The following is a 14,218-nucleotide window of genomic DNA, read 5'->3' on the forward strand; positions in this document are numbered from 1 at the left end:
AAGGCATACGACGGGCGGTATGCCAGGCATTCCGGAGTCAGGCTTTAAGGCTCGGCGAGGCCACAACCGCGCAGGATGACAGACGTCAGGAAATCCGCAGCGTGCTGAAAGTCACTTTCGGTGTATTCGCTCTTGTCCTCAATCGCGAGGATCTGGACCTGGAAGTCAGCGTAGTGTTGCGTGGATGACCAGATCAGGAGGATGAGTTGCACCGGATCAACGGGCGCCATTCGCCCCGCGTCGATCCACTGCTGAATCACACCCGCTCGCGCCTGCACCCACTCCCGCATGGTCGTAGACAGATGGTCCTTGAGGACCGGCGCCCCCTGAATAATTTCCAGCGCAAACAGGCGCGATGCCAGGGGGTGGGTCCTGGATAGCTCTACCTTGGCGTGAATAAAACTGGCCAGGGTCGTGGCGGGGTCATCTTCTGGCTGTATCTTCGAGAACATCTCATTCCACCGCCCCATGATGTCATCCATCAACGCGTAGTAGATGCGTTTTTTATTGCTGAAATAGTAAAGCACGTTGGATTTCGGCAGCCCCGCCCTGTCCGCAATCTTCTGAACGGTGGTTGCCCCGAAGCCGTTCTGGGAAAACTCCTTTTCCGCGGCCATCAGAATACGCTCACGATTGCGCTCACGGATTCGGCCCGGACGCACTTTCTTGCGCTTGCTGCCTGATGACGTTGTTCGCTTCGTTTCGGGGGAGTCTGGTTCGATTTGACGGGTCATGGTGTCGAGTAGCTTCAGGTTGGAACGTCGAGGCTCCGACGATAGCCGATCTCTGTGCGGCAATCAAAGGAATAGTCTTTACACAAAAAACTGGACTATTTGGTCAGGAAATTGTAAAAAGAATAACGGGCCCATGTGACTTTTGGCATCCGTGATGCGGCATCGCCTGTGCAACTACTGAAATCAATCAAGGGCTTACGCCAATGACTCTGATGCTCAGTCTTAAACAAAGAGAAAAGCAGAAAGAGACAGGCGCAAGTGCAGAAGAGCGGGAAAATTTGTGATCAGATTCTACTTGAACGGCCAACTACAAAAACTCAACCAAGTCGACCCGAATCTAAGCATCCTCGACTGGCTGCGCACCAGGAAGCGACTGACAGGCACCAAGGAAGGCTGCGCATCGGGTGACTGCGGGGCTTGCACCGTGGTGATCGGATCGCCCGACCCTGAGCAGTCCGGGCAACTCCGCTACGACAGCGTGAACAGCTGCATCGCGCTCGTCGGAAGCCTGCATGGCAAACATCTGGTGACCGTCGACGCGCTAACCCAGGAGCCAGCTCACCCGGTACAGAAGGAGATGGTGGAGTGTCACGGAGCCCAGTGCGGCTTCTGCACACCAGGCATCATCATGTCGCTGTTTGCCCTGCATACAGAAAGCGCAGCGAACGGTTCCGTACCCGACGACGACGCCTTATTGGAGGCGCTGTCCGGCAACCTTTGCCGCTGCACGGGTTACCGGCCAATCATCGAGGCCGGGCGTCGGGCTTGCGTGCAAACGTGGGAACCCGGCACCGGTAACGCGGTTCTGAGCCGAAGCAGTGCGCTCAGCGGCCCGGATGGCGCGGCTCCGAACAACCCCGCGCCGGGCCTTAGCGGCATAGCCTGGCTGCAGAACCCCGAAATGATCGCCGACCTGTTAAGCGTACAGAATACGGCGGGCGAACTCACCGACGATCACGGCTACCGATACGATGCGCCAGCCACTCTGGACGCGCTTCGTGGACTATGCCGTCAGTTTCCCAAGGCAAGGTTGATTGCCGGCGGCACCGACCTGTCCCTTGAAATCACCCAGCAGCTCAAAGACCTTGATCACCTGATCGGTCTGAGTGGCATCAAGGAGCTACAGGAGATCCACGAGGACGAAGACGGGATCTATCTCGGAGCCGGAGTGACCTACCGCGCCATGTTCCATAAGCTCGAGGAGCGTTGGCCACACTTCGGGCCGATGCTGGAGCGCCTGGGTTCGCGCCAGATCCGCAACCGCGGGACTGTTGGGGGCAATATCGGGAACGCTTCGCCAATCGGCGACATGCCGCCCGCACTGATTGCACTGGGCGCAGAGCTCGACCTGGACAGCGTTGATGGCACCCGGCGCCTGCGCCTTGAGGACTTCTTCCACGGCTACAAGCAGACCGACCTCCAGCCTCACGAATTCATTCGGGGCACCTGGATCCCCAACCCGGCACCTGATGAAAAGCTGTTCATCTACAAAGTCTCCAAGCGCATTGATGACGACATTTCGGCAGTGCTGGGTGCCTTTTGGCTCAAGCGCGACGGCGACACCATCAAGGACTGCCGACTGGCCTTTGGCGGGATGGCGGCAACGCCAAAGCGGGCCAGTGGTGCTGAAGCGGCGCTTCGAGGCCAGCCCTGGAATGCAGACACGGTTGCGGCCGCCATTGCCGCACTGGAACTCGAATTTGAACCCATGACAGACGTGCGGGGGTCCGCAGCCTATCGCTTGCAAGTAGCCGGCAACCTGCTGCGCCGCGCGTTTTTGGAGAGCACTCAAGACACCACAACAACAAACCAGCCCCTCATGGTGACTGACTATGCGTAAACTACCTCCCAATATTCCGCGGCCCACCACAACGGCGAAAGGGCTGACAGGCACCCAGGCATTTCATGACAGTGCCTGGAAGCACGTTCGTGGACAGGCCCGCTATATAGACGACCTCCCCGAGCCCGCAGAACTCCTGCACGCGGCCGTCGGCCAGAGTACGCACGCCCACGCCCGTATCACCGCCATGGATCTCAGCGAGGTTTGGGCCTACCCCGGCGTGGTTTCGGTCATGACCGTCGAGGACGTGCCCGGCCATACCGACATCGGGCCGGTCTTTCCTGGCGATCCGGTTCTGGCCGGAGATGTGGTCGAACATGTGGGCCAGCCGCTGTTTGCCGTTGCGGCAACGAGTCATCGCGCGGCCCGCCAGGCGGCCCGACTTGCGAAAGTCAGCTATGAGCCCCTTCCTGCCGCGTTGACCGCGGAGGCCGCGCTTGATCAGCAGTTGTTCGTGCGCCCCAGTCATACCCAGCTGAGGGGCGACCCGGATAAAGCGCTTGCCGAAGCGCCGAATCGCCTACAGGCCCAGATGCATGTTGGCGGACAGGAGCATTTCTACCTGGAAGGACAGGCGTGCCTGGTAGAGCCTACCGAAGACGCGGGCGTGTTTGTTCATACCTCCAGCCAGCACCCCTCCGAGGTGCAAAAGCTGGTGGCCGAAGTCCTTGACCTCCCCATTCATGAAGTCCAGGTGGAAGTACGGCGCATGGGTGGCGGCTTCGGCGGCAAGGAAACCCAGGCCGCACCGCTGGCCTGTATCTCGGCCCTGCTTGCCCGACGCACCGGGCGGCCCGTTAAATACCGGATGGCGCGCTACGACGACATGGTACAAACGGGCAAGCGACACGACTTTTTCAACACCTATGACATTGGGTTCGACAACGAGGGTGTGCTGCGGGGGGCCGACATCATGGTGGCTGGACGCTGTGGCTTTTCGCCCGACCTGTCCGATGCCATCGTCGACCGCGCCATGTTTCATTCCGACAACGCCTATAGCCTGGGGCAGGCGCGTGTTGTTGGCCACCGCTGCAAAACCCATACGGTTTCCAATACCGCCTTCCGAGGCTTCGGTGGCCCCCAGGGCATGATGATCATTGAGCGGGCAATGGACGATATCGCCCGCCATCTCGGCATGGACCCGCTGGATGTGCGCAAGCGCAACCTGTACGGACCTGGCCGCGATGTAACCCACTATGGTCAAATCGTCGAGCAGCACGTTTTACCGGACCTGATCGACACGCTCGAGGCCAGCTCGGACTACCGTCAGCGTCGTACCGAGATTTCCAGGTTCAACAAAGAAAACTCAATCCTGAAACGGGGTTTGGCCCTGACACCGGTGAAGTTCGGCATTTCATTCACGGCCAAACACCTCAACCAGGCCGGTGCACTGGTGCACGTTTACACCGATGGCAGCATTCACCTCAATCACGGCGGCACCGAAATGGGCCAGGGGCTTTACATCAAGGTAGCCCAGGTCGTAGCCGCAGCCTTCCAGGTAGACCTGGACCGGGTAAAAGTGTCCGCGACCCGGACCGACAAGGTACCCAACACCTCACCAACGGCTGCCTCCTCGGGCACTGACCTGAACGGCATGGCTGCCCTGGATGCCTGCGAGAAAATCAAGCAGCGCCTGGTCGAGTTTGCCGCCGAAACCTACGGCGTGAGCGCGGACTCGGTACGGTTTGAAAACAACCAGGTCAATGTCGGTGAGCAGCAGTTCGGCTGGGCGGAATTCGTGCAGCAGGCTTACATGGCGCGGGTTTCGCTGTCTTCCAACGGGTTCTACAGTACACCCAAGATTCACTATGACCGAGAAACCGGTCAAGGCCGGCCCTTCCTGTATTACGCCAACGGGGCTGCCTGCGCAGAGGTGGTGGTTGATACCCTCACCGGAGAGTACAAGACCATGCGGGTGGACATCCTTCACGACGTGGGGCAGTCGCTGAATCCGGCCGTGGACATTGGCCAGATTGAAGGCGGCTTTGTTCAGGGCATGGGCTGGCTCACCACCGAAGAGTTGGTATACAGCGACGAAGGCCGACTGTTGTCCAACGGCCCGGCGACCTACAAAATCCCGGCTGTGTCAGACGCGCCACCGGATTTCCGGGTGGCCCTGCTGCCTCACAGCCCCAACCGGGAAGCCACCGTATTCCGCTCAAAGGCTGTGGGCGAACCGCCACTCATGCTGGGCATGGCAGTATGGTCTGCCCTGCGTGACGCTGTTTCGAGCGTGGCGGACTATCGCTACAGCCCGCCCCTGGACACGCCTGCGACACCAGAGCGGGTGCTCCAGGCTGTCACAGCAACCGAGCGCTGGGTAGCAGCGCAGGGGGAACCGTCATGCAAGAACGCCTGACCTGGATCCAAGCCGTTGCTGACTGCGAACGTCGCGGTCAGCCCTATGTTTTGGTCACGGTACTGGGCGTAACAGGCTCGGTACCACGGGAGCCGGCCAGTAAGATGGTCGTCACCCGGGAACACAGCTACGACACCATCGGCGGCGGCCACCTGGAATACCGGGTGATCGCCCGCGCCCGCGAGCGCCTGGCAAACCACGAATACAGCTACGAGCTGGCGCACTTCCCTCTGGGTGCCAGCCTTGGACAATGCTGTGGTGGTAGCGTGGCGGTCCTGCTGGAGGCCCAGTCCGGCGGCGATGCCCGCCTTGTGGTCTTTGGTGCGGGTCACGTCAGCCATGCCCTGATGCGTATCGTGGGTGATTTGCCCTGGCAGATCACCTGGGTCGACTCCCGGCAGGAATGTTTTCCGGACAGGACGCCCGACAACACCACGGTTCATTGCACCGACGACCCGGTTGGGGACGTTCCCGAACTGTGCAGCAACGCCCATGTACTGATTCTGACCCACAACCACGCACTGGATTATGACCTCTGCCAGGCGCTGCTGAAACGGGATGATGTGCGCACGATTGGCCTGATCGGTTCGCAAACCAAGGCGGAGCGTTTTCGCCAACGCCTTGCTCACCGCGGGTATACCGAAGCCGATATCGACCGCATCCGGTGCCCCGTCGGGCGCAGTGACATCCCGGGTAAGCGGCCCATGGAAGTCGCGGTGTCCATTTCCGCCGAGCTTCTTAGCCTGGTCGCTTCCGACACGGCCGAGAAACCATCAAAACGAGGCCTCTCCTGGGGGGCTCTCAAAGCGCTTACGAAAGAAGTTAAGCCTAACGAGGTTGAAGTCGCGGGCCAGAAAACGTAACCCAGCAGACAACCTGACATCGCTGCTAATCCCCGGGCCGGCGCCCGTTTGAGCGCTGGCCCGGTAAATACCCTGTCATTAAAAGTTCAATTTGCTCACAATTTTTCTTGACAAGTAATACATATTTGTACGAAGTTGTCGGTCATAATGTATACAACAAAGAGCTGTAGGAATGACCGAAACAGACCACAGATTATGGATTCGCAATCCGCTTGCCTGTTCTGACCCAGGCGCAGCCGGCGGTATTGTCGTCACGGGAACAAGAATTGTGGAAAAAGTGGCCGGGGGGCAGCAACCTCACCAGCCCGTTAACGAGACCTTCGATGCTTCCGGGCATGTCCTGTTACCCGGCTTGGTAAATACCCACCATCACTTCTACCAAACCCTGACCCGAGCCTATTCCCCCGCGCTCAATAAAGAGTTATTTCCCTGGCTGACCACGCTTTACGATGTCTGGGCCAATCTCAACGACAGCCAGATGGCCCTGGCCAGCGAGTTGGCGATGGTCGAGCTGCTGATGTCGGGATGCACCACCGTAGCGGACCATCATTACGTCTTTTCCGGTGCCTTGGTAAACGCGATTGACTGCCAGGTCGAAACCGCCCAGCGCCTCGGCGTTCGAGCGGCACTGACTCGCGGGTCCATGAGCGTCGGGCGCGACGATGGCGGTCTGCCGCCACAGACCGTGGTGCAGGACGAGCAAACCATTGTCGATGACAGCCAGCGTCTTATCGACCGTTACCACCAGCGTGCTGAAGGGGCCATGACCACCATCGCCCTGGCGCCTTGTTCACCGTTTTCAGTCAGCCGGGCATTAATGCGCGAGAGCGCGCGGCTTGCAGAGAACAACGACGTTCGCCTCCACACCCATCTTGCCGAAACCGAAGATGAGACCGCTTACTGCCAGAAGCTGTTTGGCATGCGCCCGCTGGATTATCTCGAGGACAGTGGCTGGCTCACCGATCGCACGTGGCTGGCCCATGGCATTCATTTCAATGACGACGAGATTCAGCGCCTTGGCCGTGCAGGCACGGGCATCGCTCACTGTCCCTCGTCAAACATGGTTCTGGGCTCAGGGCTGTGCCGGACCCTGGAACTCGAAGCGGCGGGCTCACCGGTCGGATTGGCGGTCGATGGATCAGCGTCGAGCGACCACTCGAACCTTGCCTCGGAAATGCGTCAGGCACTGCTTCTGGGCCGCCTGCGTTACTCGCCAAGCCAGGTAACACACGAAGCCGTCATCCGCTGGGCAACGCAAGGCTCGGCCCGTTGTCTGGGACGAACCGATATCGGCGGACTGGAGCCAGGCCAGCAGGCTGACCTGGCACTGTTCAAACTTGATGAGCCGCGTTTCTCAGGCGCGGAGAATCCACTGGCGGCGTTGCTGCTGTGTGGTGCACAACGCGCTGACCGGGTCATGGTCGCCGGGCGCTGGAGAGTGACCGGCGGCCTGCCCTGCGACGTCGATCTTGACGCGTTGATGGCACGCCATGATGAAGCAGCCCGCCAACTAAGGAGAGCTATTTAGAAAATCTTTGTAGAGCTATTGGTAGTCAACAGTCAGGCATTCCTACAAAAACAACACCTAGGAGAGACTCATGACAACAAGTACATCCGAACGGCCAGATACCGGTCCAGGTGACCGTTATAGCACCCGCGACGTTAATTCCATGCCGCCCTTGCGCCGCGCGATACCGCTGGGCATTCAACATGTTCTGGCGATGTTCGTTAGCAACGTGACCGTGCCAATCATCATCGCCGGGGCGGCGGACCTGCCTCCCGATCAGACGGCTTTTATGGTTCAGGCCGCGATGTTTGTCGCTGGCATCGCTACTCTGTTGCAGTCCCTGGGCCTGGGGCCCATCGGTGCTCGCCTTCCTATTGTTATGGGGACCAGCTTCGGATTCGTACCGGTTCTGATTCCCATAGCCATCGGCATGGGGTTGCCCGCCGCCCTTGGGGCAGCGTTGTGCGGTGGCGTCGCGATGGCGCTAATGGGGTTGTTTCTTCCCTGGTTCCGGTTTTTGTTCCCGCCAGTGGTGACTGGAACCTTTGTCGTGATGCTGGGCATTCTGTTGATGCCCGTTGGTCTTGCCTACGCCGGTGGTGGTTTCGGCGTGTCGGATTTCGGCGCCCCCCATCACATCGGACTGGCCTCGCTTGTTCTCGTCGTCACCGTGGGGCTTCACCAGTTCGGCCGAGGTATCTGGAGTGAAGTTGCCCCACTGGCCGGTTTGCTGGTTGGCTTCGTTGCTGCCGCGGCTTTTGGCTATGTCGATTTCTCCAAGGTGGGCGATGCCGACTGGGTGACGTTCCCCACCCCGCTGGGCATTGGTATTGAGTTCCATATGGCCGCCATCATCCCCGTGGTGGTGCTGTCTCTGGTCACCGTGGCCGAATCCATCGGCGATATAGTGGGCACCACCGCAGGCGGGCTGAACCGTGAACCCACCAAGAAGGAACTCTCCGGCGGCGTTATGGCCGATGGCATCGCGAGCGTATTTGCTGCTGTTTTCAATGCGTTCCCCCAGATCAGTTTCAGCCAGAACGTAGGCATGGTTGCATTGACAGGCGTCGTTAGCCGCTATGTGGTGGCGATTGGCGGCGGATTCTTGGTGTTGGCCGGCCTGCTGCCAAAGCTCGGTGGTCTCGTTTCCAGTATTCCCAACGCGGTGCTCGGCGGTGCGGTACTGCTGATGTTCGGTATGATCGCCAGTGCCGGCATTAAGATGCTCAGCCAGGTGCCGTTCGACAAGCGCAACATGCTGATCATTGGCACCTCTCTGACCATCGCGGTGGGTTTGCCGGCACAAGAAGGGCTCTATGCCAACCTGTCCGAAAACCTGCAAGCGATGATCGAATCCGGTTTGATCCCCGGGGCCATTACCGCCATCGCGTTGAACCTTATTCTTCCCAAAATCCCAAACCCGGTGCCCGATAGCTCTGAATGCCCTGAAAGCTCCAAGAGCACGGCAATGAGGCCGGACTCACTTCGAATATCTGGGTGATTGAGGGCCGAACGGCCATGTTTCCCAGCGATAAACCAAGGATAACTCGATGAAAACAAAACCAGTGCTAGGCTTAACAGACGTCAATCTGATTCTCGACGCGGCTCAGAAAGAGGCCGACGCCAACGGCTGGCCGGTGACCATCGCGGTAGCGGACGATGGCGGCCATGTCCTGGGGCTGCGTCGGCTGGACGCAACGGCGCCATTCACCGCGCATGTCGCCATGGAAAAGGCCCGTAGCGCCGCCATGGGTCGAAAAGAGACACAGATTTTCGAAGACATGATCAACAATGGGCGACATGCTTTTCTTTCAGCACCGCTCCAGGGGCTTCTCGCCGGCGGCGTGCCGGTGATCCTGGACGATCAGGTGGCCGGAAGCGTGGGAGTCTCCGGCGTCAAACCCGATCAGGATGTGCGGATAGCCAAGGCTGGCATTGAGGCGATCACCTCATCCGTGAATCGCCTTTGAAAAGTGGATTGCCCCATTAACCACTGAAGCCATCGCACTGGAGTATCCATGAGCATTCGCCTAAAGCTAATCATCGGAATGGGGGCAGCACTGCTTGCCAGCACGTTGCTGTTGGTTTCCCTTAATATCGTCCAGATGCGCGGGCTTCTTGATCGATACCTGCTCAACTCCGCCCTGCCATCCAGCCTGGAGGCCATAGCAAATTCCGTTGAGCGTGACCTCCAGGCGCCTATCACAGCGTCACGGCTGATTGCGGGGAACAGCTACCTCAAAGAGTGGATCGGTGACAACGAACCACAGCAGGGGCTCGCCCCCGCCACCCGGTATCTCGAGGGGGTCAGGCGCAGCCAGGAGGCCGCCTCCGCACACTTCGTGTCGGTAAACACGGGCAACTACTACACCCATCAGGGCATCGACAGGGTGGTGACTCCCCAGGCGGACCGCTGGTTCTATAATTTCCTGGAAAGCGGCGAGACCATGGATCTGTCGCTGGACGTGGACAAAGCAACGGGTAAACCCACCCTCTTCATCAATGCCCGCATGGAGGATGGCGGCGAGGCTATCGCAGTAACCGGCGTTGGAATCGGGCTTGATCAGATGGCGGAGCGAATCAGGGAATTCCGCTTTGGTGAAACCGGTATCGTTTACCTGGTGTCTGAAACCGGCCAGGTCAACATTCATCCTGACCTGCAGCAAACAGATCAGCCCCTATCGAAGGTTATTTCTCCAACGGCGGCCGCCGAACTGTTGAAAGACCCGACATACCACCTGACCGAGTTTGATCGAGATGGCCGTCGCTTCATCGCCGCCAGCCTGCCTCTGTCGATCACGGACTGGCGTGTCGTTGTAGAGGTTCCGTCTACCGAGATTTACGGCGAAGCCAGCCGGGCCAACCAGACCTCCTTGCTCGTCGGCGTCCTCGTGGCTCTTGTTTTCCTCGGCATCATAGCTTTGGTCGCCACTCGCATGACGAAGCCACTGACGAAAATCACTCGGGCGTTGACCGAAATTGCCAAGGGTGGCGGCGATCTCACCCAGGAACTGGCGGTTGAACGCAAAGACGAGCTGGGCCAATTGGCGACCGGGTTTAACCAGTTTGTCGGGGCACAACGAGAGATGGTTCGGGGGCTTCTGGAGACGGCAATCCGGCTCAAGGCATTTGTCGAGCAAACCTCCACCGTGATGACGGCCAACACCGACCGAGCCAAGGAACAAAGCAGCCTGACGGATTCCGTCGCCACGGCGGTGTGCGAGATGGAAGCCACGGTTCAGGAGATTGCCAAAAGCGCTACGGAAACGGCAAACCAGCTGGAGCAGGTCGGCAACAGCGCCAGTGACATTCGTGAAGGCATGTCGCGTTCCATCGCCCAAGTCGAGGGAATGGCGAGTAACATCCGCGAATCGGCCTCGGCGATCCAGCAGTTGGCTACCGAAGCGCGGGATATTGGCCAGGTGATCGAAGTGATCAATGCCATATCCGATCAGACCAATCTACTGGCCTTGAACGCAGCCATAGAAGCAGCCCGGGCCGGTGAACATGGGCGTGGATTCTCGGTGGTCGCTGACGAAGTTCGCAGCCTTGCACAGAAGACACAATCATCGACCAAGCAAATTCGAACCATTATCGAGCGTTTGCAGGAGGGCTCCGAGCGTGCGGTCGAGACGATGGCCACAAGCGAGAAAGCCACCGAAGAAACCGTCAGTACCTCCGCCAGCATGGGCAAAGCTCTGGATGGAATCGGCGAAAACGTGGACCGGATTGTAGAGATGAGCCACCAGGTGGCTGCAGCAACCGAAGAACAGAGCTCCGTCACCGAGGAAATCAGCTCAAACGTTCAGGACATCTCTCATCTCAGTGCACGTTCGAGTGAGGACATGACGGCAGCCAGCCGTGAAATTGAAGAATTACGTGCGATGGCGGAAAAGCTTGAAGCTCAAATGAAAGCGTTCCGGCTCGACCGTGAAGACTGACTTAATGAAGAAAAGATTCGGGCGCTATACAGCTCATCCAACAACGACTAACTAGAGGGAGCCATCAGTGAAACAGATATTCGCCGCCTGCCTGCTGTTTGCCTTGACCGCCCAGGCAACTGCGCAGACATACGTGGTTGGAGTGGAACAGGGAAACTTCCTGCCCCATTACGGGGTTGACGAACAAGGCCAATACAGCGGCTTCGCCCGTGAACTACTGGACCTTTTCGCCGAACATGCCGGCGTAACCTTCATCTACAAACCCTTGCCGGTCGATGAATTGATGCCGGCCCTCGTTGAAGGCGAGGTGGACTTCAAATACCCGGATCATCCCGACTGGGCCCGTGCGGCAAAAACCGAGGACAGGATCAGCTACAGCCGCCCCATCGTGGAGTATGTTGACGGCGTTCTGGTGTCTCCGCGGCGACTCGGCCTGGACGGGGACCACCTCAAACGCATCGGCCTTGTCGATGGCTGGACGGCCCGGGGATACGAGGAAAAGATCGAGGCCTCACAGATACTCCCCGTACCCAGCGACAGCCTGCCCGAAATGATTCACCAGGCGTTGCTGAAGAACAGCGATGGCGCTTACTACAATGTGGTGGTCGCCCTGCACCATATCAACAATGTTCGGGTAAGGCCGGGCGTTCTCGTGTTCGACCCCAATCTCCCGCATACCCGAAGCGCCTACCGGCTTTCAACGATCAGGCATGGGGATTTGCTGCCACGCTTCGACAGTTTTCTTGAGGAGCGCCACGAACAGGTCGCGGCGATCAAGGCCAAGCATCGGGTAGAGGCCAACATTGGCACCGAATACTTTGGCATGGAGCAATGGAAAGTGGACTTTCTCAAGCGGCAAAAGGCGAAAAACGCTCAGTGACACTGTCCCTCTCGCCGTGTTATTGCCCGAACTGATCAAGGCTATTGAGGGCACAGCTCCGTTTCCAGCCAACGGCGCACTTCATGCCGGTGACGCCTGCGGTTGAGCTGTTCACTGTGGATATCGCGGGGGAAAACTTCCGATGCACCGTCATGTCTTAGCCAGAAACGCCGGCGTACGCCCACGGCATAGCGGCTGGGGCCATGAACCACTGCAGCCCGTATTTCAACAGCAGTAACATCCTCGAACAGGTAGTCGCTGTCACTGTCGCTATCGTCACTTCGGCGGCCCAGGATAATATTTCGGAACGACCCCAGCACCAGGTAGCCACCGGGCTGCAGCGGCCCCTGCCGCAGAACCTGGTGCACATTACTATCGTCCGCCCCAACCCGGCGATATTCGGTAACGGTCAGCGTTCTCTCCTCACCGCTACGGGTTTGCAACACCACCTGCACACACTGCACATGGATGGTTTCCTTACCCATATTCACCAGCAGACACAGGGCGTCCGGGTTCTCGTTCTGGGCGTGGTGAATGACCATATAGGGGCGGTTATTACGCTGGTACTGAATCAGGAACAACTGAAAATAAACGATCCAGATAACCGCCATGATCGCGCTGCTGATGGGGCTTATATAGTCCATTTGCTCTCCTGCTTCAGCCGACATATGCGCTTACACGTTCTGTCGATCCACCAGGATTTCAACCCCATCTCAGAAACAGATCACCCCTCGCTACTCAACCGCGCCACCACAGCCGCCAGATCCGTCATTCCCTTTTCCACCTGCTGAATACCGGTAGCAATGCCGGAAATTTCATCCGAACTGCGACGTGACAGCGTCGATACTCCGTCCATGTTCGCGCGCAGGGACTCGATCAAGTGACTGTTTTTGCCGACCACCGTGGAGATTTCTTCCAGGGATTGGGCGGTCTTTGCGGCCAGTTTACGCACCTCGTCGGCCACCACCGCGAACCCCCGCCCCATTTCGCCGGCACGGGCGGCTTCGATCGCAGCGTTCAGGGCCAACAGGTTGGTCTGCTCTGCCACAGTGCGAATGGTGCTGACAATACTGCCAATCTGCTCGGCTTGAATTTCCAGATCCCGACTGACTTCAGTGGCGCTAGCCACCTCTGCCAGTGCCGAATCCGAGGTGTCTACCGCAAGGTTGAGAGCTCGCGTTGCTTCAGCCGCAATCTGTGACGTCTCCTCGGAAGTAGCGGCGGCAACGTCGGCCGCCTCACGGGCATTGTTCACCCGCGCGGTAATGTCCGAGGCAAACTTGATCACCTTGTATACCTGCCCGCCAGCATCCAGCACAGGGCTGTAGGTGGCTTCCAGCCAGATACTTTTGCCGTTCTTGTCCCTGCGCTCAAACTGCCCTGAAAAACTCTCACCACGAGCCAACCGCTTCCAGAAGTCCGGATTATCGCGATAGAAATCATCAAAGCAGAACATCTTGTGGTGCTGATGGAGGATCTCGTCTTTGGCATACCCGGTGGTGGCCAGGAAGTTCTCGTTGGCTTCCAGTATCTTGCCGTCGGGCGTGAACTTGATGACGGCCATGTACCGGTCGATGGCATCAAGCATGGCGGTATCATCCGCCACTTTGTCCTGGGTGGCGGTCGCGTCTGTTGCCAGCTTGATGACCTTGAAGACTTTCCCCTCGTCATTGGTGACGGGGAAGTAGGTGGCCTCCAGCCAGACACGTCGACCATCCTTGGCAAAGCGGGGGAAGGTGCCTTGTTTCTTGATGCCGCGCCCGAGGTCGTCCCAGAAGTGCTGGTATTCCAACGACGCCGTATAGCTTGAGTCACACAGCGCCCGGTGGTGCTTGCCAATGACCTCCTGGCGCTCGTACCCGACAATGGATAGCAGGATATCATTGGCAGACTCTACAATTCCCGAAGGGCTGAACTCGATATACCCGATCTGGGAGGCAATGGCATTCAGGGTTTGCTGAATCCTCTCCTGTTCGCCCCTGGAGACCGTTAACTGATCCGTCAATTCCGCAATACGATGGCGCCCAAACATGACATTCTCTCCCTGATGGATGAAGCAGCACATTGCTCAATATATGCTCAACCCATCGGGGA

At 58.7% G+C, this 14,218-nt stretch carries 11 protein-coding genes; 8 read left to right on the forward strand and 3 right to left on the reverse strand.

Annotation, left to right across the window (positions count from 1 at the left end):
• Nucleotides 1-44: 44 nt before the first annotated feature.
• Nucleotides 45-734, reverse strand: a complete 690-nt coding sequence (locus tag SIC19_RS07765) for a TetR/AcrR family transcriptional regulator (RefSeq protein WP_075195340.1) — start codon at nt 732-734, stop codon at nt 45-47.
• A gap of 280 nt (nt 735-1,014) precedes the next feature.
• Between SIC19_RS07765 and xdhA the strand changes: the two genes are divergently transcribed.
• The 8 genes from xdhA to SIC19_RS07805 all read left to right on the forward strand — a co-directional run bounded on the left by xdhA (nt 1,015) and on the right by SIC19_RS07805 (nt 12,124).
• Entirely contained in the window at nt 1,015-2,574 is a 1,560-nt protein-coding gene (gene xdhA, locus SIC19_RS07770; RefSeq protein WP_075195341.1) for a xanthine dehydrogenase small subunit, read from the forward strand.
• Nucleotides 2,567-4,933 carry a xanthine dehydrogenase molybdopterin binding subunit gene (xdhB, locus tag SIC19_RS07775; protein ID WP_075195342.1) on the forward strand — a complete coding sequence of 789 codons (2,367 nt, stop codon included), beginning with the start codon at nt 2,567-2,569 and terminating at the stop codon, nt 4,931-4,933. The genes xdhA and xdhB overlap by 8 nt, the downstream gene beginning before the upstream one ends.
• Complete coding sequence (gene xdhC, locus SIC19_RS07780) at nt 4,918-5,796, forward strand: xanthine dehydrogenase accessory protein XdhC (RefSeq protein WP_075195343.1); 879 nt, start codon at nt 4,918-4,920, stop codon at nt 5,794-5,796. Before xdhB ends, xdhC begins: the two co-directional genes overlap by 16 nt.
• Nucleotides 5,797-5,968: 172 nt before the next feature.
• Nucleotides 5,969-7,324 (forward strand): 8-oxoguanine deaminase, encoded by a 1,356-nt coding sequence (locus tag SIC19_RS07785; RefSeq protein ID WP_075195344.1) that lies wholly within the window; start codon nt 5,969-5,971, stop codon nt 7,322-7,324.
• A gap of 70 nt (nt 7,325-7,394) precedes the next feature.
• Nucleotides 7,395-8,804 carry a uracil-xanthine permease family protein gene (locus SIC19_RS07790; RefSeq protein ID WP_127402259.1) on the forward strand — a complete coding sequence of 470 codons (1,410 nt, stop codon included), beginning with the start codon at nt 7,395-7,397 and terminating at the stop codon, nt 8,802-8,804.
• Between the two features lie 49 nt (nt 8,805-8,853).
• Complete coding sequence (locus SIC19_RS07795) at nt 8,854-9,273, forward strand: GlcG/HbpS family heme-binding protein (RefSeq protein ID WP_075195345.1); 420 nt, start codon at nt 8,854-8,856, stop codon at nt 9,271-9,273.
• A gap of 48 nt (nt 9,274-9,321) precedes the next feature.
• Complete coding sequence (locus tag SIC19_RS07800) at nt 9,322-11,244, forward strand: methyl-accepting chemotaxis protein (protein ID WP_075195346.1); 1,923 nt, start codon at nt 9,322-9,324, stop codon at nt 11,242-11,244.
• Between the two features lie 67 nt (nt 11,245-11,311).
• Nucleotides 11,312-12,124, forward strand: coding sequence for a substrate-binding periplasmic protein (locus tag SIC19_RS07805; RefSeq protein ID WP_127402260.1), 813 nt, complete (start codon nt 11,312-11,314; stop codon nt 12,122-12,124).
• A 41-nt stretch (nt 12,125-12,165) separates the two neighbouring features.
• Here SIC19_RS07805 and SIC19_RS07810 read toward each other — a convergent pair whose 3' ends face one another.
• Nucleotides 12,166-12,768, reverse strand: a complete 603-nt coding sequence (locus SIC19_RS07810; protein WP_127402261.1) for a hypothetical protein — start codon at nt 12,766-12,768, stop codon at nt 12,166-12,168.
• An 80-nt stretch (nt 12,769-12,848) separates the two neighbouring features.
• A complete protein-coding gene (locus SIC19_RS07815) occupies nt 12,849-14,156 on the reverse strand; it encodes a methyl-accepting chemotaxis protein (RefSeq protein WP_127402262.1) in 1,308 nt (435 codons plus the stop codon).
• Nucleotides 14,157-14,218: the final 62 nt, after the last annotated feature.

This window comes from Marinobacter sp. MIT930201, from assembly GCF_047122665.1.
Classification (GTDB): domain Bacteria; phylum Pseudomonadota; class Gammaproteobacteria; order Pseudomonadales; family Oleiphilaceae; genus Marinobacter; species Marinobacter salarius.